The organism is Nonomuraea sp. NPDC050540 (assembly GCF_044457485.1).
Taxonomy (GTDB): domain Bacteria; phylum Actinomycetota; class Actinomycetes; order Streptosporangiales; family Streptosporangiaceae; genus Nonomuraea.
Window position 1 is genome coordinate 146,062 of sequence record NZ_JBITHA010000001.1, and the last position, 19,890, is coordinate 165,951.

Annotated in this window: 20 protein-coding genes; 9 read left to right on the forward strand and 11 right to left on the reverse strand. The window is 70.6% G+C overall.

Features of this window, described 5'->3' with window-relative positions; genetic code table 11:
* Window positions 1-349 precede the first annotated feature (349 nt).
* Window positions 350-952, reverse strand: coding sequence for a DUF1707 and DUF4870 domain-containing protein (locus tag ACIBI5_RS00740; protein ID WP_397241775.1), 603 nt, complete (start codon window positions 950-952; stop codon window positions 350-352).
* Between the two features lie 132 nt (window positions 953-1,084).
* On the opposite strand from ACIBI5_RS00740, the gene ACIBI5_RS00745 reads away from it, so the two are divergent.
* Window positions 1,085-1,429: a hypothetical protein gene (locus tag ACIBI5_RS00745; RefSeq protein WP_184973393.1), complete on the forward strand. Its 345-nt coding sequence runs from the start codon at window positions 1,085-1,087 to the stop codon at window positions 1,427-1,429.
* 472 nt (window positions 1,430-1,901) lie between these two features.
* Here ACIBI5_RS00745 and ACIBI5_RS00750 read toward each other — a convergent pair whose 3' ends face one another.
* The 3 genes from ACIBI5_RS00750 to ACIBI5_RS00760 form a co-directional block, all read right to left on the reverse strand.
* Window positions 1,902-2,960 carry a DUF4192 domain-containing protein gene (locus tag ACIBI5_RS00750; RefSeq protein WP_397241777.1) on the reverse strand — a complete coding sequence of 353 codons (1,059 nt, stop codon included), beginning with the start codon at window positions 2,958-2,960 and terminating at the stop codon, window positions 1,902-1,904.
* Between the two features lie 228 nt (window positions 2,961-3,188).
* Window positions 3,189-3,920 (reverse strand): EI24 domain-containing protein, encoded by a 732-nt coding sequence (locus ACIBI5_RS00755; protein WP_397241779.1) that lies wholly within the window; start codon window positions 3,918-3,920, stop codon window positions 3,189-3,191.
* A 72-nt stretch (window positions 3,921-3,992) separates the two neighbouring features.
* Complete coding sequence (locus ACIBI5_RS00760; protein ID WP_184973397.1) at window positions 3,993-4,367, reverse strand: FKBP-type peptidyl-prolyl cis-trans isomerase; 375 nt, start codon at window positions 4,365-4,367, stop codon at window positions 3,993-3,995.
* Between the two features lie 54 nt (window positions 4,368-4,421).
* Between ACIBI5_RS00760 and ACIBI5_RS00765 the strand changes: the two genes are divergently transcribed.
* On the forward strand, window positions 4,422-5,039 hold the full coding sequence (locus ACIBI5_RS00765) for an SDR family NAD(P)-dependent oxidoreductase (RefSeq protein ID WP_397241781.1): 618 nt from the start codon (window positions 4,422-4,424) through the stop codon (window positions 5,037-5,039).
* On the opposite strand, the gene ACIBI5_RS00770 is transcribed toward ACIBI5_RS00765, so the two are convergent.
* The gene (locus tag ACIBI5_RS00770; RefSeq protein ID WP_397241783.1) at window positions 5,040-6,479 is read right to left on the reverse strand and encodes a GuaB1 family IMP dehydrogenase-related protein; all 1,440 of its coding nucleotides are present in this window, start codon (window positions 6,477-6,479) and stop codon (window positions 5,040-5,042) included.
* 78 nt (window positions 6,480-6,557) lie between these two features.
* On the opposite strand from ACIBI5_RS00770, the gene ACIBI5_RS00775 reads away from it, so the two are divergent.
* Window positions 6,558-7,010: a GyrI-like domain-containing protein gene (locus ACIBI5_RS00775; RefSeq protein ID WP_379609391.1), complete on the forward strand. Its 453-nt coding sequence runs from the start codon at window positions 6,558-6,560 to the stop codon at window positions 7,008-7,010.
* Here the strand turns inward: ACIBI5_RS00775 and ACIBI5_RS00780 are convergent.
* Window positions 6,999-7,544 (reverse strand): TetR/AcrR family transcriptional regulator, encoded by a 546-nt coding sequence (locus ACIBI5_RS00780; protein WP_397241785.1) that lies wholly within the window; start codon window positions 7,542-7,544, stop codon window positions 6,999-7,001. The two genes, ACIBI5_RS00775 and ACIBI5_RS00780, sit on opposite strands and share 12 nt — an antisense overlap.
* 60 nt (window positions 7,545-7,604) lie before the next feature.
* Here ACIBI5_RS00780 and ACIBI5_RS00785 point away from each other — a divergent pair, with 60 nt between their 5' ends.
* Window positions 7,605-8,810, forward strand: a complete 1,206-nt coding sequence (locus ACIBI5_RS00785) for an FAD-dependent monooxygenase (RefSeq protein ID WP_397241787.1) — start codon at window positions 7,605-7,607, stop codon at window positions 8,808-8,810.
* A 114-nt stretch (window positions 8,811-8,924) separates the two neighbouring features.
* Here the strand turns inward: ACIBI5_RS00785 and ACIBI5_RS00790 are convergent, their stop codons facing one another.
* The 3 genes from ACIBI5_RS00790 to ACIBI5_RS00800 all read right to left on the reverse strand — a co-directional run bounded on the left by ACIBI5_RS00790 (window position 8,925) and on the right by ACIBI5_RS00800 (window position 11,975).
* Window positions 8,925-10,112 carry a cytochrome P450 gene (locus ACIBI5_RS00790; RefSeq protein WP_397241789.1) on the reverse strand — a complete coding sequence of 396 codons (1,188 nt, stop codon included), beginning with the start codon at window positions 10,110-10,112 and terminating at the stop codon, window positions 8,925-8,927.
* Between the two features lie 94 nt (window positions 10,113-10,206).
* Window positions 10,207-10,863, reverse strand: a complete 657-nt coding sequence (locus ACIBI5_RS00795) for a nitroreductase family protein (protein ID WP_397241791.1) — start codon at window positions 10,861-10,863, stop codon at window positions 10,207-10,209.
* On the reverse strand, window positions 10,863-11,975 hold the full coding sequence (locus ACIBI5_RS00800) for a CaiB/BaiF CoA transferase family protein (RefSeq protein WP_397241793.1): 1,113 nt from the start codon (window positions 11,973-11,975) through the stop codon (window positions 10,863-10,865). The genes ACIBI5_RS00795 and ACIBI5_RS00800 overlap by 1 nt, the downstream gene beginning before the upstream one ends.
* A 168-nt stretch (window positions 11,976-12,143) precedes the next feature.
* Here ACIBI5_RS00800 and ACIBI5_RS00805 point away from each other — a divergent pair, with 168 nt between their 5' ends.
* The 5 genes from ACIBI5_RS00805 (at window position 12,144) to ACIBI5_RS00825 (ending at window position 18,363) form a co-directional block, all read left to right on the forward strand.
* Window positions 12,144-13,652, forward strand: coding sequence for a serine/threonine-protein kinase (locus tag ACIBI5_RS00805; RefSeq protein ID WP_397241795.1), 1,509 nt, complete (start codon window positions 12,144-12,146; stop codon window positions 13,650-13,652).
* Window positions 13,649-14,629, forward strand: a complete 981-nt coding sequence (locus ACIBI5_RS00810; protein ID WP_397241797.1) for an NAD(P)-dependent oxidoreductase — start codon at window positions 13,649-13,651, stop codon at window positions 14,627-14,629. Before ACIBI5_RS00805 ends, ACIBI5_RS00810 begins: the two co-directional genes overlap by 4 nt.
* Before the next feature lie 130 nt (window positions 14,630-14,759).
* Window positions 14,760-16,109, forward strand: coding sequence for an FAD-binding oxidoreductase (locus tag ACIBI5_RS00815; protein WP_397241799.1), 1,350 nt, complete (start codon window positions 14,760-14,762; stop codon window positions 16,107-16,109).
* Window positions 16,110-16,112: 3 nt separating this feature from the next.
* Window positions 16,113-17,372: a class I SAM-dependent methyltransferase gene (locus tag ACIBI5_RS00820; RefSeq protein ID WP_397241801.1), complete on the forward strand. Its 1,260-nt coding sequence runs from the start codon at window positions 16,113-16,115 to the stop codon at window positions 17,370-17,372.
* A gap of 190 nt (window positions 17,373-17,562) precedes the next feature.
* Window positions 17,563-18,363, forward strand: coding sequence for an LLM class flavin-dependent oxidoreductase (locus ACIBI5_RS00825; protein ID WP_397241803.1), 801 nt, complete (start codon window positions 17,563-17,565; stop codon window positions 18,361-18,363).
* Between the two features lie 15 nt (window positions 18,364-18,378).
* Here the strand turns inward: ACIBI5_RS00825 and ACIBI5_RS00830 are convergent, their stop codons facing one another.
* Both ACIBI5_RS00830 and ACIBI5_RS00835 read right to left on the reverse strand, forming a co-directional pair.
* The gene (locus ACIBI5_RS00830) at window positions 18,379-18,978 is read right to left on the reverse strand and encodes a TetR/AcrR family transcriptional regulator (protein ID WP_397241805.1); all 600 of its coding nucleotides are present in this window, start codon (window positions 18,976-18,978) and stop codon (window positions 18,379-18,381) included.
* Window positions 18,956-19,867, reverse strand: a complete 912-nt coding sequence (locus ACIBI5_RS00835; protein WP_397241807.1) for an alpha/beta fold hydrolase — start codon at window positions 19,865-19,867, stop codon at window positions 18,956-18,958. The genes ACIBI5_RS00830 and ACIBI5_RS00835 overlap by 23 nt, the downstream gene beginning before the upstream one ends.
* Window positions 19,868-19,890 lie beyond the last annotated feature (23 nt).

The window sequence follows — 19,890 nt, forward strand, 5'->3', positions numbered from 1 at the left end:
CCGCGTGAGGCTGGGCTGCGTCCGGACTTGGGTTCCGCGTGGAGCCGGGTGCCCGCGTGAGGCTGGGCTGCGTCCGGACTTGGGTTCCGCGTGGAGCCGGGTGCCCGCGTGAGGCTGGGCTGCGTCCGGACTTGGGTTCCGCGTGGAGCTGAGGTCCTGTGGGCCCGGCCGCGCATGTGTGCCTGGAAATCCGTGTGGGCGGTGCTGGGTGGGCCCGGGTCTCCCGCTTTTCGGCGGGAGCCGGGTGGGCCGAAGGGTCTAGCGTGGCCGGCGTTTGGTGGGAGGCCGGAGGCCCCTCTCTGGTCGCCTGGCTGGTGGCTGGAGACTGGTGGTCGGGTCGCGGTCGCGGCTATTTGATCAGGCGGACCGTCAGGGGGTAGCGGAACTCGTTCTCCGACAGAGCGGCCACGCCTCCGGCGATCGACAGGATGACCGCGGCGATCCAGATGACCGGCAGCAAGATGACGCCCACGATGGTGAACGGGAGCAGGAACGTCGCACCGGTCACCGTGAGGTGGAAGTTGAGCGACTCCAAGGCGTGGCGGCGGATGTACGGCGAGGTTTTGCCGCCGGTCAGCAGGAGGATCAGCGGGCCGATGATGGGAAAGCCGATCAGCGCCACGAGGTGGGCCGCGGATGCGCCCAGGCGTTCGTTGCTCTCCGTGGGGCCGTGGTGCTTCGGCGGTGCCGGGGCCGCTGTCTGGTGCAGGTGGGCTGCGGGGCGCGAGCCGTACAGCTCCGTCATGATGGGCATGAGGTCGCCGTGCGTGCGCGCGGTCATGGCGCGTTCGAGGCGGTCGTCGAACTCGTGCTTGTCGAACCGGCCCTCGGCATAGGCGGCCTGGACGTGCTCCACGACGTGCTCGCGGTCCTGGTTGGTCACCCGCAGTTGGGCTTGGGGCACGGGTCCCGGGCCGCCCGGGGGTGTGGGTGCCTCTGTCATCGCGGCCATGCCTCTCCTTAGCTCAGGCGGTCTGGTCCTATGCTGCATCCTTTTCCGGTGATGTGGGATCGGGAGGAACCCCGAAGTCTCCCTTAGAACAGCCCCGACGCGGCGGACGCGAAACCGATATAAAAAGGAACCATGAGATGGCGAGACCGCTATGGGCTCCGGCGTCTGCGCGGGCCGAAGGTCGCAAAGTTCGACCGGGAGGCGACGGACGCCGACATCGAAGCGCTCATCGCCTTTGCCAAGTCGCGGCGCGGCGTCGAGTTCTACGTCGAACCGGAGACCTTTGCCACCGACACCACGGCCGTCGCCGTGGCCGACGACGGGGAGTGGACCCGGCGACGGGTGGGCTCGCCCGCCGTCATCCACAAGGTCGCCCGTGACCTGGCGCTGCCCGTGTACGACGTGCAGCTGACGGGGTATCCGCAGCGCATGCGCGCCTACAACGAGAAGCGGCGCAGGGAGGAGGGCGGGCTGTAGCCCGCCTGCCCTCGGGGTACGCGCCGCTCTGGCGCGTGCCCTTTTCGTGTGCTCGCAATCTTCCTGCCCGTCTCCGAGCAGCCCTGGAAGTGGCCGCCCCGGTGGTGGTGTGGTGCCCGTCGGGTGCCCGGGGGTGATGGGTCAGGCCGCCAAGGGGTCCTGGTGGGTCGTGTCGCAGCAGCGGCCGGGGCGGGGCGTCAGATGGTCGTGGCCTCAGCCGCCGGGTGGTGGGATCAGGTCCCAACGGCATCCGCGTGGTGGTGGGGCAGGCCGCTGCGGCATCCGCAGCGTGGTGGGTTGGGGCGTGGCGGGGTGGGCTCGGGTGGTGGGGCAGGCCGTTACGGCATCCGCCGGGTGGTGGGTTGGGGCGTGGCGGAGTGCGCTCGGGTGGTGAGCTGGGATGTGGCGGCGTTCGCGGGGCAGATCGTGACGGCACTGTGGGGTGGGTCGTGGTGGGGCCTGCGGGGTGGGGTCAGACGGTTATGGCGTCTGCGGGGTCGTCCAGGAGGGTGGTCAGGGGGAGGAGCCAGGCGGCTCTTGGGGTGCCCATGGCGGTGTCCAGTTCGGCGGGGGTGGGCAGGCGACCGCGCAGGAGTGAGGGCGGCATGAGGTGCTGCAGGGCGTGCATCAGCAGGTTGGCCATGGAGTAGGCGGGGTCTGTGGTCAGGGCGCGTTCGAGGGCGATGACGGCCAGAACACTGTCACCGGAGCGCCAGCTGGACATGGCCAGCAGGGAAGCGGCCGCGGGGACGAAGCGGGGCTCCAGCCTGCGGGTCAGGTCCTTCCAGAGTGGGGTGTGGGCGTCGTCCATGAGGGTCCAGGCCTCGTCCCGGATGCGGATGATCGTGAGGTCCAGGCCGAGTTTGGCGGCTTCCGTGTCGTCGAGGCGGCGGCCGGCGGCGTGGGAGGCGATGGCGGCGCGGACCCTCACCAGGCCCTCGGCCACGAACTTGCGGGCGAAGGCCTCGGTGTCTTCTGAATTCGCCAGGCGGGTGCGGAGGTCGGCGACGGCGGTGGCCGTGGCGGCGCGCATCGACATGCGGACCGGGCCGGTGCACGGGGCGATGGTGCGTTCCAGGGTCTGGCGGTCGGGGAGGGCCACCATGCCGTGGACCGTCGCCTCGGCGGCCACGGGGCTGGTCGTGGGGTCGTAGGGGGTGCCCGTGGGCGGGCAGCAGTGGGGGAGGTCGCAGGTGTAGGACCAGTAGCGGCCGTCCTCCGCTCGCAGGGCTTCGCCGATCTTCACACCCTCCGCCGCCGCCAGGCGTCTGGCCTCGTCGATCGCCGGGGTCACCAGCGGGCCGGCGCCGTAGCCGACGAGGATCAGTTCGGTGATCTTCTCCCGCTCCAGGACCGGGGTCAGGGGAGCGAGGGCGTCCTCGGGCAGGGGCAGGCTCCAGCGGGCCGCGATCTGGGCCTGGTCGGCGGCCATGCCGATCACGATCAGGCTTTCCGACGGGTGGAAGCCGACCAGGTACGGCACCGCGGCGAGGATGTCGGACGGGGAGAGCAGGGTGAGGCACGGGGTCATGGGGCATGAGGGTGCCGTGGACGGGGGTGCGGCCGGGGGGCCGAAAGGCGTTCTGGGGACGGAGCGGGGTTGGGGCGGGCCCGGCTGTGGATAACGCGGGCCATGCCAGAAGGACGGCTACGCGGGCTGTTCCGGCAGGACGGGCTACGCGGGCTGTTCCGGCAGGACGGCTACGCGGGCCGTACCCGGAAAAGGACGGCTACGCGGGCCGTACGCGGAAAAGGACGGCTAAGCGGGGGACAGGCGGTTGCGGACCAGGAGGGCGGCGCCCGCCACCGCGGCCGGCATGGCGATCACGGCGACGAAGGGGACCAGGAACAGCAGGAACACCGCCACCCCGAACCCCAGCGCGGCCGGCTTGTTTCCGCGGAGCAGGGCGAATCGCTGCTTGCGCGCCAACCCCCGCCTTTCCATCGAAAGGGTCGTGAGCTCCACTGTCAGGAAAAATCCGGAAACGGCGGCGCCTATCACCGGGATCACCGTCTGGCCCACCACCGGGATGAAACCGAGGAAGAACAGCGGAACGGTGATCAACAGTACCCACCCCAACGTCACCAGGCTGTCCCTGATCGACCGGGGCAGCGTCCGCCACCAGGGCAGTTCCTCATACCCTGGCACCACGTCCACCGTCGCCGACAGCTTCTCGTAGAACGGCTCCCCGATCACCAGTGTGATCGCGGTGAACGTCACCACCGCCAGCGCCAGCCCGCCCACGAACACGACGATCGCGATCATCACCCGGAACGCGTCCCGCCAGCCCCAGGTGTCGGCGAACGGCGTCATCCAGTTGGCCAGTTCGATGGCGTTGTTGCCCAGGTAGACCAGCGCCGCCACGTAGACCGCGAAGGCGATCAGCGCGGGGATCAGGCCGAAGAGCCACCAACGCCCGTTACGTGCCACCCAGCCCAGCCCTTGAACGAAAAAGCCGACACCGGCGAAGAAGTCGCGCACAGATCGCATGCCCGGCATGCTAGCGCGCGCCGAAAGGCGCCGCCGCGCCCGTCAGGGACGCGGCGACACCCGAACAGCCGACTAACCGACCGAGAGCAGGTCCACCACGAAGATGAGAGTCTCGCCCGGCTTGATGCGGGCGCCGGCGCCCCGGTTGCCGTAGCCGAGGTGCGGCGGGATGACCAGCTTGCGCCGGCCGCCGACCTTCATGCCCGCGACGCCCTGGTCCCAGCCGGCGATGACGCGCCCGCCGCCGAGCGGGAACGCGAACGCCTCGCCCCGGTTCCACGACGCGTCGAACTCCTCGCCGGTGGAGAAGGCGACGCCGACGTAGTGGACGTTGACCGTGTGTCCGGGCTTGGCCTCGGGGCCGTCGCCCGTGACCAGGTCGACGATCTCCAGGTCGGTGGGCGGGTTGCCCTCCGGGAAGTCGATCTCCGGCTTCTCGAGTGCCACGAAAGTACTCCTGATGAACGAAACGAATGGACCCGACGACTCTATGCTGTCGGGATGGCCCTTTCTCCCGATGGGATCCTGCTCACCGGGCGCGTCGCCGTGGTCACGGGAGGCGCCGAGGGGGTCGGGCGGGTGGTGGCGGAGGCGTTCGAGGCCTTCGGGGCGTCGGTGGCGGTCTGCGACCGGGTCAAGATCGCGGGCGGGCAGGGGCTGGCGATGACGCTCGACGTCCGCGACCCGGTGGCCGCCGATGTGTTCGCCCGCGCGGTGGAAGAGCGCTATGGGCGGGTGGACATCCTGGTCAACAGCGCGGGCGGTGCCTGCCACACGAGTTTCGCCGAAACCACGGCCATGGGCGAGCGTACCCTCATCGAGGAGAACTTCACCCAGCTCACGGCCATGATCCGGCGCCTGCTGCCGCTGATGCGGGCGGGCTCGTCGATCATCAACATCGGGGCGGCCCCGGGCTTCGCGATCCAGGCCGCGATGACCGCCGCGGTGGCCGGCCTCACCGCCTCGCTGGCGGCGGAGCTGGCGCCGATCCGGGTCAACGCGATCGCGCCGGGACGGCCGCCGGGCGATCTGTCCGGCGCCGCGGCGGTGGCGGTCTTCCTGGCCGGGGAGATGGCGAGGCTCGTCACGGGCACGACCATCCACGTCGGCCAGGAGTGATCACCAGCTCTGGTGGAGCGGCATGCCCTCGGTGTAGCCGGAGGACGACTGGATGCCGACCACGGCCCGCTCGTAGAACTCCTCGAGCGTCGTGGCGCCCGCGTAGGTGCACGAGGACCTGAGGCCGGCCACGATGGCGTCGATCTGGTCCTCGACGCTCGGGCGCACCGGGTCCAGGTACATGCGGGAGGTGGAGATGCCCTCCTCGAACAACGCCTTGCGGGCCCGGTCGAAAGGACTGTCCTCGGCGGTACGCAGGCGTACGGCCCGCGCCGAGGCCATGCCGAAGTTCTCCTTGTACTTGCGGCCGTCGGCCGCGGTGCGGGTGTCACCGGGCGACTCGTACGTGCCGGCGAACCAGGATCCGATCATCACGTTGGAAGCCCCGGCGGCCAGCGCGAGCGCGACGTCACGCGGGTGCCGTACGCCGCCGTCGGCCCACACGTGCCGCCCCAGGCGGCGGGCCTCGGCGGAGCACTCCAGGACGGCGGAGAACTGGGGCCGCCCGACGCCGGTCATCATCCGGGTGGTGCACATGGCGCCCGGGCCGACGCCGACCTTGAGGATGTCGGCTCCGGCGTCCACGAGGTCGCGTACACCCTCGGCTGTCACGACGTTTCCGGCCGCGACCGGCACGGACGGGTCCAGAGCCCGCACCGCGCGCAGCGCCGAGATCATCTTCTCCTGGTGGCCGTGCGCCGTGTCCACGACCAGGACGTCGATGCCCGCCTCCAGCAGTTCCTTCGCCTTGGCGGCCACGTCGCCGTTGACGCCGACGGCGGCGGCGATCCGCAGCTTGCCCGCGGCGTCGAGCGCGGGGTCGTAGAGGGTGGCGCGTAGCGCGCCGGTCCGGGTGAGGATGCCGATCAGGCGGCCCTCGCCGTCGACGATGGGGGCCAGGCGGTGGCGGCCGTCGTGCAGGCGGTCGAAGGCCACGCGCGGGTCCAGCCCGGCGGGCAGCGTCAGGAGCTCGGTGGACATCACCTGCGAGAGCTGGGTGTACATGTCCACGCCCTGGCAGTCGGCGTCGGTCACCACGCCGACCGGGCGGTTCTCCCAGTCGACCACGATGACCGCGCCGTGGGCGCGCTTGGGCAGCAGGTTGAGCGCCTCGCCGACGGTGTCGTGGGGCGTGAGGGTGAGCGGGGTGTCGTGGACCAGGTCGCGCTTCTTGACCCAGTCGACGACGTCGGTCACCACGTCGATCGGGATGTCCTGCGGGATGACGGTGATGCCGCCCCGCCGTGCCACCGTCTCGGCCATGCGACGGCCGGCCACGGCGGTCATGTTCGCCACGACGAGGGGGATGGTGGTGCCCGTGCCGTCGTTCGTCGAGAGGTCGACGCCGAGCCGGGATCCGACCGAGGAACGCGACGGGACCATGAACACGTCGCTGTAGGTCAGGTCGTAGGACGGCTCGAGTCCGTTGAGAAACTTCACGTTCGTCCATCCTATGCGGTAGCCGGTCAAGTCCCGCCATATGATCGGCCCTGGATACTTATGGGGGATGGAGGAGCAGTGGACGTCACAGAACGCGCCGAACTGCTGGTGGTCGGCTACGCCGTCCGCACGACGAACGCCGACGAGATGGATCCCTCGCGCGCGAAGCTGCCCGCGCAATGGCAGCGGGCGGGGGCGCCGGGTGCGTTCGCCCATGTTCCGGGGCGAACGGACGAGAACCTCTACGCGGTCCTCACGGACTACGAAAGCGACCATCACGGCGCCTACACGCAGATTCTCGGGGTCGGGGTACGGACCGTTCCAAGGCTGCCGGAAGGGATGGTCGCGGTACGCGTGCCGGCCGGCCAGGCGCTGACACTGGCGGCGCGCGGACCGATGCCGCAGGCGCTCATCGAGGCCTGGCAGCACGTCTGGAAGCACACCGAGTCCGGCGGCAGCCCGGCGCGCGCCTTCACCACGGACCTGGAGATCCACCACGCGGACGGCGCCGACCTCTACCTAGCGATCTGACGGCAGGCCGAGCGCGTCGCATCCGGCGCGCACGGCCGCGGCCCGCAGTTGGTCCGCGGGCGCGTCCACGAACTGCACGGCGCAGTCGGCCACCCCGCCCAGCGCGACCGTCGCACGCGTGGCCTGCTCCAGCGTCGGATTCTCCCCCACGAGGAGCACGGTCAGCCGCTCCCGTGAGGTGAACGCCCAGTCGATCAGCCCCTGGCCGCTCAGCGAGATCATCTCCCTGAGCATGAACATCACCATGTCCCGGTGCCGGTAGTGGAAGTCGAAGTACTCCCTGAGCAGCTCGGGGACGTGGACCTCCTCCAGTGCCTCCAGCCGTGACACGTACGCCTCGCCGTCCTGGAACATCGGCTCGATGATGCTGCGTACCAGCTCCTCGCGGGAGGAGAAGTGGTAGTAGAGCGCCGGTTTGGTGATGCCGAGCCGGTCGGCGATGTCCTGCAGGCTCGTCTGCTGCATGCCCTTGGCCAGGAACAACTCACGGGCGACGGCCTGGATGCGGCTCTTGGTGTCACCGGGTCTTGCCATGGGCCTCAGTATGACTTACCTTCCGTTAAGTCAGCTACTTACCTACCGTTAGGTAAAGGCATGCGCGTCCTCATCTCCGGCGCCAGCGTCGCCGGTCCCGTCCTCGCCTACTGGCTGGCCCGCCACGGGTTCGCGGTCACGGTCGTGGAACGCGCGCCCACGCTGCGCAAGAGCGGCGGCCACGCGGTGGACCTGTTCCGCCCCGCCATGGACATCGCCGAGCGCATGGGCGTCCTCGACCAGCTCGAACAGGCCAAGACCGGCACCAGCCACCTCACCTACCACCGCGCAGGCAAGCGCCCGGTCGGGCTGGAGCTCGGCCGCCTCGTCACGGCCGTCTCCGACCGGCACGTGGAGATCATGCGCGACGACCTCAGCGAGATCTTCTACGAGCGCTCCCGCGACGGCGCCGAGTACATCTTCGGCGACTCCATCACCTCCATCTCCGCCGACGGCGAGGTGACCTTCGAGAAGGGGCCGCCCCGGTGCTTCGGCCTCGTGGTGGGGGCCGACGGCCTGCACTCGAACGTGCGCCGCCTGACGTTCGGGGACGCCGAGGAGCACTGGATCGGCGCGTACCTGGCGGTCGCGTCCGTTCCCAACTACCTGGGGCTGGACGGGCGGATGGAGGTCGCCGCCGAGGTCGGCAGGATCGCCGGGATCTACGGCGCCGACCGCCTGCCCGACGCGCGGGCCCTGTTCCTGTTCCGTCCCGACGCCCCGCTCGGCTACCACCACCGCGACGTGCCCAGGCAGAAGCGACTGCTCCGCGAGGCCTTCTCCGGCATGGGCTGGGAGATTCCCCGCCTCCTGGACGAGGCCGACGCCGCGGGGACCTTCTACTTCGACTCGGTGACCCAGCTCCGCCTGGACACGTGGTCACGCGGCCGGGTCACGCTGGTCGGCGACGCGGGCTACTGCCCCGGTCCGGCGGTGGGCGGGAGCACGAGCCTGGCGGTCGTGGGCGCGTACGTGCTGGCCGGCGAACTGGCCGCGCACGGCGGGGACCACACGCGCGCTTTCCCGGCCTACGAACACGAAATTTCCGACTATGTACGGCGGAGCCGCACCTTCGCCGTGGCGGCCGCCCAACGCCTGGTCCCCACGACGCGCCTGGACGTCTGGGCCCTGGCCCAAGGGGCTCGCCTGATCAACCACCTCCCCAGCCCCTTGACCCGCCGCCTGGCCAAGCTGAGCGCCAACGGCCTCCGCCTCCACGACTCGATCACCCTGAAGCCCTACCACCCCCTCACAACCCACGCCTGACCCCCCGCGCGACCGGGGCACGGCCACGGCGCCGTGGCCGGGGAACCAGGGGACCCGCCTCGGATCGTGCGGGGAGGACCAAGGCGATGCCCCGGCCCCCAGGGTGGGGCGGTGCTACTGGCGGCGGGGGCGGAGGGTGATGGGGAAGGACGTGACGCCTCGGACGAAGGAGTTGCGCATCAGGCGGGGACCGTCGGCGTCCGCCCAGGCCGCCGACTCCACGCGGCCCACCCACTCCTCGAAGAAGATCTTGAGCTCCAGCCGTGCCAGCGCCGCCCCCAGGCAGAAGTGGGTGCCGAGGCCGAAGGCGATGTGGCCGCCGGGTTTGCGGGTGATGTCGAAGGTGTCGGGGTCGTCGAAGACCGCCGGGTCGCGGTTGGCGGAGCCGTACATGAGAAGGACCTGCTGGCCCTTTCTGATGGTCTGGCCGTGGAGGGTGGTGTCGCGGGTGGCGGTGCGGCACATGTTGAGGATGGGCGTGGTCCAGCGGATGAACTCCTCGACGGCGGTGTCGATCTGGGAGGGGTTCTCGCGCAGGTGGCGCCATTGGGCGGGGTGGCGGATGAGGGCGTCCAGGGCGGTGGCGATCACGGTGCGGGTGGTCTCGGCGCCGCCGTCGAGCAGAAGGAGGGCCTCGTTGGCCAGGTGTTCGTCGTCGTAGTCGGGGCGGGCCGACCATACCGACAGGAGGTCGTCGCGGGGGCAGGCGCGGCGCTCGGCGGCCAGGTCCAGGACGGCGAGGCCGAACTCGCCGGCGGCGACGGCGGCCTCGTGGGTGACGTAGCGCAGGCCGCCGCCGGCCGCGATCGTGGTCTCCGACCAGTGTTTGAGCTTGGGCCAGTCCGCGTCGGGGAAGCCGAGCAGCCAGCCGATCATGCGGGCGGGAAGCGGTGCGGCCAGGGCCGGTACGGCGTCCACGGTGCCTTCCGCCAGGGCCTGGTCGATCTGTTCGGTGACCACGGACCGGATCCGGTCGGCGTAGCGTTCGTGCACGTGGCGCGGCGTGAAGCGGCGGTAGACGAGGCGGCGGCGCTCGGCGTGCTCGGGGTCGTCCATGCCGATCATGGACGGATCGGAGGGCAGCTGGGGACGGTAGCCGCCGGTGCTGGTCCAGAGCTTGGCGTCGCGTTCGATGGCGCAGATGTCGGCGTGGCGGGAGATGCCCCACAGGTCGTTGGCGGCGTCGTAGTGGGCGGGGGAGTGCTCGCGCAGCCAGGCGTAGAGCGGCAGGGGGTCGTCGGCGTACAGGTCGCCGTCGAGCAGGTCGATGCTTGTGCGCAGGCGCGCCGGTGGTTCGTGCATGGGTCAGCTCCGGGGGTTCAGAGGTGCTGTCACGGAGCCGCCGCATCGCTCGCGCCTGCGACTGGGCGGTCAGGCCGGGGAAATCAGGTGGGCGTCACCCCTCTCCGCGCGGGGCCGGTGGGCTCCACAGCGGCTCGTCCACGGTGAAGCCGACCGGGTCGCCCCAGCGGTTGCGGTAGCTGACCTCGTGGACGGGACGGCGGGGCGCCACGCCCCAGCGGCCGGTCGGGTAGCCGAAGGTCACCGTGCAGGCCAGCCACCAGCCTTCGTCTTCGGGAACACCGAGCAGGCGCATCGTCTCCTTCGGGTGGAATATGCCGAGGATGGTGGTCAGCGCGGTGCCGACGCCGTGGGCGCGGGCGGCGAGCTGGGCGTTCCAGACGGCGGGGAAGATGGAGCCGCCGCTCGGGTCGTGCTGGACGAACGCGAACAGCAGCAGCGGGTAGCCGTCGAAGTGGTCGGCCAGGTACCGGGCGGAGGTGAAGACGCGGTCGGCCTGGTCGTCGGCCTGGTCGATCGCCTCCTTGTAGTGAGTCCCGAACAGGCGGCGCAGGCCGTCCTGGTAGAGCGGCGCGAGCTCGGCCCTCAGAGCGGGGTCGTCGGCTAGCAAAAAGCGCCAGTTCTGGGCGTTGCCGCCGGTGGGGGCGCGGATGGCGGCGTCCAGGATCGAGCGCTGCACCTCCGTCGGGATGGGGTCGGGCTTCACCCGGCGCATCGCGCGCGTCGTGTAGAGGGCCTCGAAGATCTCCATCAGGCCAGTATCCCCGCTTCGCGGAGTTTGTCGGCTTCCGCGGCGTCGAGTCCCCACGCCGACAGGTCGGCCAGCCGGGTGGCGGGGGACAGATCGGGCGCGGGGGCGCCGAGCAGGCGCGGCGCCGGCATCGGCTGCCGGTACTCGCCGACCTGGACGAAGCTCTCCCTGGCCGCGTTGTGCGGGTGTTCGACGGCCTCGCCCATGGTCAGCACGGGGGAGACGCAGGCGTCGGAGCCGTCGAAGACGGCCTCCCATTCGGCTCTGGTCCTCGACCTGAAGGCGTCCGCGAGCCGGGCCTTGAGCGCGGGCCACTGCTCCCTGTCGCCGCGGTCGGGCAGGTCGCTCAGCTCCATGAGGCGGACCATCTCGTCCCAGAACTGCGGCTCCAGCGAGCCGACCGCCACGAACCCCCCGTCGGCGGTCTCGTAGGTGTCGTACATGGGGGCGCCGGTGTCGAGCAGGTTGGTGCCGCGCGGGCCCCAGAAGCCGGACTGCACGCCGTGGTGGAACATCGCGAACAGGATCGAGGCGCCGTCCACCATCGCGGCGTCGATCACCCGGCCCTTCCCGGTGCGTTCGCGCTCGAAAAGGGCCAGCAGCACGCCGTACGCCAGCATCAGCCCGCCACCGGCGAAGTCGCCGAGTATGTTGATCGGCGGCGTCGGCTTGTCGCCCGCGCGGCCGAGCATCGACAGGATGCCGGAGATCGCGATGTAGTCGATGTCGTGCCCGGCGGTCGGGGCCAGCGGCCCGTCCTGGCCCCAGCCGGTCATGCGGCCGTAGACGAGCCTCGGGTTGATCTCGTGCAGGTCGGCGGGGCCGATGCCGAGGCGTTCCGCGACACCGGGGCGGAACACCTCGATGACCACGTCCGCGTTCCGCGCCAGTTCCTTGAACGCGCGCACGCCCTCGGGCGACTTCAGATCGAGGCCGACGGTCTGTTTGCCGCGGTCCATCACGTCCGTGCGCGGCTTGTCGGTGACCGCCTTGACGCGGTCGACGCGCAATACCTCGGCGCCGTGGTCGGCGAGCATCATCCCCGCGAACGGCCCTGGCGCGAGCCCCGCCAGCTCCAGCACCCGCACTCCGGCCAGCGGACCTTCACGCATGGACATCTCCTCAAGTCTGTTCCGGTACGGCGGGCGCGACCCGGCGCCGGGCGCCCACCCCAGTAGAACAACCTTCGGTAGCAGGCCGCAACCATGCCGGGCTCATGTGATCACACTCTTCCGCACTCCCACTTATGGGAAACTTGCCCACTGTTGTGGAGGTTGGACATGGTTTCGGAACAGCTCGTCGCTCGGCGGTACCAGTTACTGCGCGAGCTGGGGCGCGGCGGCATGGGCGTGGTCTGGGAAGGTCGCGACACGCTCCTCAACAGGCAGATCGCGATCAAGGAGGTGCTGCTGCCCGACGGGGTCCCACCCGCCGACCGTGAGCGGCAGCTTTTGCGTACCGCCCGCGAGGCGCGCACGGCCGCCCGGCTCAACCACCCGTCGGTCGTCGCGATCTACGACGTCGTCGAGGAGGACGGCCGCCCCTGGATCATCATGGAGATGCTCAGGGCACGCTCCATCGAGGAGATCGTGGCCACCACCGGCGCGCTGCCCATCCCGCAGGCCGCCGAGGTCGGCAGGCAGGTGCTCTCCGCGCTGCGCGCCGCGCACGAGCTGGGCATCCTGCACCGTGACGTCAAACCGAGCAACATCCTGCTCGACGACGACGGCAGGGCCGTGCTCACCGACTTCGGCATCGCCACCGCCGAAGGCGACTCGTCGCTGACCAGCACCGGCATGGTCACCGGCTCGCCCAGCTTCCTCGCGCCCGAGCGGGTACGCGCCGCCGAGGCCGGGCCCGCCTCCGACCTGTGGTCGCTGGGCGCCACCCTGTTCGCGGCGCTGACCGGGCGCTCGCCGTTCGAACGCGGCGAGCCCATGGCCACGCTCACCGCGCTGCTCAACGAGGAGCCCGACTACCGGCGCATCCCGCCCGCCATGCATCCCGTGCTGCGCGGGCTGCTGCGCAAGGAACCGCACGAGCGGCTGGCGCCGGAGGAGGCGGAGCGGCTGCTGGCCGGGCTGGCGGCCGGCCGTACCGTGGAGTCGGTGGAGAAGGTGGGCAGCCGCAAGCTGCTCGTCGCGGCCGTGGCGGCGGTCGTGCTGGTGATCGGCGGGGGCGTGAGCGCGTACACGATCCTGTCGGCCGACGCCGAACCCACCCCGCGCCTCGCGCAGCGCGCGGCCAGCAGCCCGCTGCCGAGCGTCTCCACGCCGACCCCGAGCCCCACACTGTCACCGACGCCGACCCCCACCCCGACCAGGACCAGGCCGCCGATGCGGGTCTGGACCTCGCCCGACGGCTGGTCGATCTCCCGCCCCACCGGCTGGCGGGGCGCGCGCGGCGACGGCTCGGCCACCTGGACCAGGCCCGACCGGCGCGGACACCTCGCCGTCGAGGCCGTCTTCTCCGAGACCGACCCGCACCAGCTCCTGCGCGACTCCGAGGAGATGTTCAAGGAGAGCGGCCAGGAGTTCACCACGGTCGGTCGCAAGGTCGTCAGGCACCGCGGGGCGACCGCGGTCGAGTGGGAGTTCACCTGGCGGGCCGCGGGCGCCCCCGGCGAGAGCGCCTGGGCGCAGGCCGGGCAGCGCTACCGCGAGGTCAGGCGCGCGGTGACGGTCGGCGAGACCGCCTACGTCCTGTCCTGGACCTTCACCGAGGCGCAGTGGCCGCGGCACCGGGAGCTCATGCGCAAGGTGATCAACAGCTTTACAGTGGGCGCATGACGCCCTGGAACCTGCTGGCGCTCCCGCCGCTGCCCGAGGAACTGCTGCGGGGCCTGCTCACCCCTCTCGGCGATCGGGTACGGCTGAGCGTCCCCGCCAGGCGGGACCGGGCCGCCATGCTCGACGCCCTGCCCGAGGCCGAGATCGTCCTCGGTGACTGGTCGGCCGAGCTCGCGCTCGACGCCGAGGCGGTCGCGGCCGCGTCCCGGCTCGCCTTCGTGCAGCAGCCGTCCGTCGGCGTGGACGGGCACGACCTGACGGCCCTGACCGCCGCAGGGGTGCCGCTGGCCAACACCGCCGGGGTCAGCGCCGTGGCGGTCGCGGAGTGGTGTGTGTCGGCGGCGCTGGCCGTACGCAGGAAACTGCGCGAAGCCGACGCCGCGGTACGCGCCGGCCGCTGGCCCCAGCAGGAGCTGCAGCCGAGCGAGCTGTCCGGGTCGAAGGTCGGGATCGTCGGCCACGGCCCGATCGGCGCGGAGTGCGGCCGGTTGTTCCGCGCGTTCGGCTGCCAGGTGTCCTACTGGACGCGCACCCCCCGCGAGGACCCCGCCTACACGCCGCTGGAGACGGTCGTGGCCGAGTCCGACGTGCTCGTGGTGGTCATCGCGCTGTCGGAGCAGACGCGCGGGCTCATCGACGCGCGGCGGATGAAGCAGGGCGCGCTGCTGGTCAACGCGGCCCGCGGCGAGGTCGTCGACCAGGCGGCGCTGGCCGAGGCGCTCGGCGGGCACCTGGGCGGCGCGGCGCTCGACGTCTTCGCCACCGAGCCGCTGCCCGCGGACGACCCGCTGCTCGGGCTCGACCGCGTCCTGCTGTCGCCGCACATCGCGGGCGTCACGGGACAGGCGACGGGACGCCTGCTCAAGGCCGTCATGGACAACCTTGAAGCGGCGGTCGACGGGCGGCCACTAGTCAACGTTGTCAACAGGGCCGATGCGATTGTCACCAGGAAGTTTGGTGATTCGCCCGCGGCGTAGCTCCTCGACCTGGCACTGTGAACAGTTTTCGTGTCTTTAACAGACCCCGGTCTGTTCTATGTGTTTGGAGGGAGATACGGTCTTACGGACGATCTCTACCAGCTCCAGGGGGTGTTCCGTGACGACAGACATGTCGACACACCAGAGGGCCGTAGAGCACATCCGGCAGTCGTACGCCGAGATTCCGGGGGACGCCGCGCCCCGCCTGGCCAAGGCCACGTCGAACCTGTTCAGGTTCCGCGACAACGGCAAGACGGCCAAACTCTCCGCACGTGACCTCGACGAGGTCATCAGCGTGGATCCGGTCACGATGACGGCGGAAGTCCAGGGGATGACGACCTACGAGAACCTCGTGGACGCCACCCTCCCGCACGGGCTCATGCCGTACGTCGTGCCGCAGCTCAAGACGATCACGCTCGGGGGAGCGGTGACGGGTCTGGGCATCGAGTCGACCAGCTTCAGGGACGGTCTGCCGCACGAGTCGGTCGAGGAGCTCGAGATCCTCACCGGCGACGGGCGCATCGTCATCGCCCGCGACGACAACGAGCACCGCGACCTCTTCCGCGCCTTCCCGAACTCCTACGGCACGCTCGGCTACGCGCTGCGCATCCGGATCAAGCTCAAGGCGGTCCAGCCGTACGTGCATCTCACGCACGTGAAGTTCACCGACGCGGACAAGTGCATGCTGGCCATGCAGGAGATCTGCGACACGATGGTGCACGACGGCGAGCAGGTCGACTTCATCGACGGGGTGTTCTTCAGCCCCGACGAGATGTACGTCACGCTCGGCCGCTTCGCCGAGCGCGCCCCGTACGTCTCGGACTACACCGGGATGCGCATCTACTACCAGTCCATCCGCAAGCGCAACCGCGACTGGCTGACCGTGCGCGACTATCTGTGGCGCTGGGACACCGACTGGTTCTGGTGCTCGCGCGCCTTCGGCGTGCAGCAGCCGGTCGTCCGCTCGCTCATGCCGCGCCGCTACATGCGCTCCGACGTCTACCGCAGGCTCGTCGCCCTCGATCGCAAGTACGGCTTCACCGCCCGCGTCGACCGGTGGCGCGACCAGCCGGTGCAGGAGTCGGTGATCCAGGACGTGGAGACGCCGGTCGAGCGGGGCGCGGACTTCCTCCGGTTCTTCCACGAGAAGGTCGGCATGACGCCGGTCTGGATGTGCCCGCTCAAGTCGTCGAGCGACTGGCCGCTCTATCCGCTGGAGCAGGGCAAGCTGTATGTCAACTTCGGGTTCTGGGGGCTGGTCCCGTTGCCTCGGGGGCAGTTCGACGGGTACTACAACCGGCTCATCGAGAACTCTGTGCACGAGCTGGACGGGCACAAGTCGCTATATTCGACCAGTTTCTATGCCCGTGAGCAGTTCTGGCAGCTGTACAACGGCGATGCTTACTGGCCGGTCAAGCGGGAATACGATCCGAACGGTCGCCTGCTTGACCTGTACGACAAGTGTGTGCGGGGAAGGTAAGTGATGGCGCTCGCAACCATCTTTGAAAAAATCGTCGGTTCCAAGTCGAACATCTCGTTCCTGGCCTATGACGGCAGCAAGGCCGGGCCGGACGGGTCGGACGTCACCATCGAGGTGAAGTCACCCATCGCGGTGGCGTACCTGGCTCAAGCTCCGGGGGAGCTGGGTCTGGCACGTGCCTATGTCTCGGGGCACATCGATGTGCACGGTGACATCTACACGTTGCTCGACCGTATGTGGAACATCACCACCAACGACCTGACTCTTGCCGAAAAAGTGGAGGCCGTCCGCTCTTTGGGCATGAAGCCGCTGATGATGCGTGTCCCGCCGCCTCCGCAGGAGATGCGGCAGAGCACGCTGGCCAAGCTCGGCTCCCGGCACGCCAAGCAGCGCGACGCCGAAGCCATCCACCACCATTACGACGTCTCCAACCGCTTCTACGAGTGGGTCCTGGGCCCGTCGATGGCCTACACCTGCGCCGTCTACCCCACCCAGGAATCCACGCTGGAAGAGGCCCAGTTCGCCAAGTTCGACCTGGTGGCCAAGAAGCTCGACCTGAAGCCGGGCATGCGGCTGCTCGACGTCGGCTGCGGCTGGGGCGGCATGGTCATGCACGCCGCCAAGAACTACGGCGTCAAGGCCTTGGGCGTCACCCTGTCGAAGCAGCAGGCCGAATGGGCCCAGGCCGCCATCAAGGAGGCGGGCCTTGAGGACCTGGCGGAAGTCCGCTTCATGGACTACCGCGACGTCCCCGAGGGCGACTTCGACGCCGTCAGCAGCATCGGCCTGACCGAGCACATCGGCGCGGCCAACGTACCGGCCTATTTCTCTTTCCTGTACGGCAAGCTCCGCCCCGGCGGCCGCATCCTGAACCACTGCATCACCCGGCCAACCGGCAAGGAGAAGACGTTCAACAAGGGCGGTTTCATCAACCGCTACGTCTTCCCCGACGGTGAGCTGGAGTCGGTGGGCTACCTGGTCAGGCAGATGGAGGACCTCGGCTTCGAGATCCGCCACGAGGAGAACCTGCGCGAGCACTACGCCAAGACGCTGCGTGCCTGGTGCGACAACCTCGACGCCAACTGGGAGGACGCGGTCCAGGAAGTCGGCATGGGCACGGCCCGGGTGTGGGCCCTGTACATGGCCGGCTGCATCGTGGGCTTCGAACGCAACAAGGTCCAGCTGCACCAGGTGCTGGGCGTGAAGCTCGACAAGGAGGGCCGCTCCGGCATCCCCCTCCGCCCCTCCGTCGACTGGCCGTAGACGTGCCCGCCTCCGCTGGAGCCCACCCTGGCTCCAGCGGAGCACCTCACGGCGCCACCAGGCTCGACCTCGGTGATCTCGTGCTTCTCGTCGAGCATGATCCCGCGTCGGCTTGCTCGCGAACCGTCCCGTCCGCCCCGGGAAAGTGCGGGACCGGGAAAGTGTCGGTGGCGGGTGGTTGGGTCGGGGGATGCGGTACGGCATTGACATCGCGATTCTCGGTGATCTCGCGGAGCCGGCGCGTCTGGTCGCCCTGGCTCAGGAGGCCGAGGACGCCGGGTGGGAGGCGGTGCTGGTCTGGGACCATCTGGCCTTCGCCTGGGGCACGCCGTCGGCCGACCCGTGGGTGGCGCTGGCCGCCGCGGCCCAGGCGACCTCGCGCGTCAGGCTCGGCACGGCGGTGACGGCCGTGGCCCGGCACCGTCCGGAGCGGCTGGCCCAGACCGTGGCGACGCTCGACCGGCTGAGCGGTGGCCGCGTGATCCTGGGGGCCGGGCTGGGCGGGGTGACGGCGGAGTTCACCGCCTTCGGTCAGGCGCGTCCCGGCGGGGCCGTGCTCGACGAGGCGCTCGGCGTGCTGGACGCGCTCTGGTCCGGCGACGAGGTGCGCCACCGCGGCGCGCACTACACCGTCGACGGCGTACGGCTTTCGCCCCTGCCCCTCCAGCGCCCGCGGGTACCGGTGTGGGTCGGCGGCACGGCTCCCGCCGCCCTCCGGCGGGCCGCCCGCTGGGACGGCTGGATCGTCGCGGCCGACGACCAGGAGGGCCGCATGTCGCTCACGCCCGACGCCCTCGCCGTCCAGGCCGGTGAGCTGCGCCGGGCGGGCGCGGGCGACCTCGACGTGGCGGTCATCGGCGTGAGCGAACCCGGCTCGTCGGTACGGGCTTACGCCGAGGCGGGCGCCACCTGGTGGCTCGAACACCTTCACGGCTACCGGGGATCGATGGAACAGCTGGTGGAGCGCGTCAGGGCGGGCCCGCCCGGGTGAACGCGAACCGCCGCGTCAGCCCGAGGCGAACAGGCGGTCCAGCTGGTAGTCGATGATCTCGACGGCGGCCTCGTGGCTGCGCTGCCGGCTGAGGACGCTGGAGGTCAGGCCGTTGACGAGGGCCAGGAGGCCGGCGACTTCGGTACGCGGGTCCCGATCGGGGGCGATGTCCCCGGCCTGCTGGGCGGCGGTCAGCCGTACGGTGAGGAAGTTCTCCAGCGCGTTGGGCAGGGTGAGCCCGACCGCGGCGAGTGCCGGGTCGGTGAGGGCGGCGGTGTAATAGGCGGTCCAGGCCATGGAGTCCCGTTCGCTCTGCTCGTCGAACGGCAGGATCACGCCGAGGACGGCGGCGAAGACGCCTCGGGGCGTCAGCTCGCCCGCGGCGGCGGTCCGTTGCCTGACCCGGCGCTCCATGCGGGCGCCCAGTTCGGTGAGGCCGGATTCGAGCAGGGCCTGCTTGTTCGTGAAGTAGTACTGGACGACGCGCAGGGAGACCTCGGCCTCGGCGGCGATCTCACGCATCGACACCGCCTGCAGGCCGCGGGTGCTGGCGATGCGCAGCAGCGCGTCGGTGAGCCGGCGCCGCCGCTCGTCATGATCCACCTGTCGGGGCATGCCCGTGTCCTGCCTTTAGCTGGGGGAAGGTGAGGATCCGCTCGATGACCAGGTCTGGCGCCTCGACGGACAACGAGTGTCCGGTGCCGGGCACGATCTCCACGCGCCAGGACGGCGCGGTGCCGGCCAGCCGCGCGGCCACCGCCTGCGGGTCGAGCAGCGCGCTGCGCGCGCCGAGCAGCATCTGGACGGGCACGGGCACCTCGCGTATCCGCTCGTCGGTGTAGGTGGGCGGCACGGGCAGGCGCCGGCGGAAGGACCACCCGGCCCGCATCAGCCTCACCAGCCCATCCTCGCGCAGAACCCCGTTGCTCACGACGCCGGCCATGCCGTGCCGCAACGGACGGGGGAGCATGGAGGCTAGAGCCCCGGCGAGGGCCCACCGGACGAACCGCCCGGGCAACGGCGCGAAGCCGCCCGGGTCCACCAGCGTCAGCGCCGCGACCCGGCCGCCCTCGCCGAGTTGCTGCTCCACCGCGGTCCAGCCGCCGTAGGAGAAGCCAGCCATGTGTGCGCGCTCGGCTCCGAGCCCGGCCAGGACGTCGGTGAGCCAGCCGCCGACCTCGGCGCCGTTCGTGAGCGGCCGGGTCTGAACCGAGCGGCCCGGCTCGCCGAGAGGGTCGACGGTGAAGACCGGGCGGGTGCGCGCCAGCGGCTCGATGTAGCGGTACCAGGCCAGCGCGTTCCCGCCGGCGCCGGCCACGAGGACCACGGGATCGCCCTCGGCGGGCCCGGCCCGGTGGATCCGTACCTTTCCCGCGCGGGTCTCGACGTCGAAGGCGTCCACCGGCACCGGCCACAGCTCGCCGAGCACGCGGTCGTAGACGGCGTGGAACTTGTCGCGGGCGGCGTCGTCGCTGAAGCCGGACGGCCGATCAGGTGTGCGCATGATGGACCCCATCTCCCGTATGG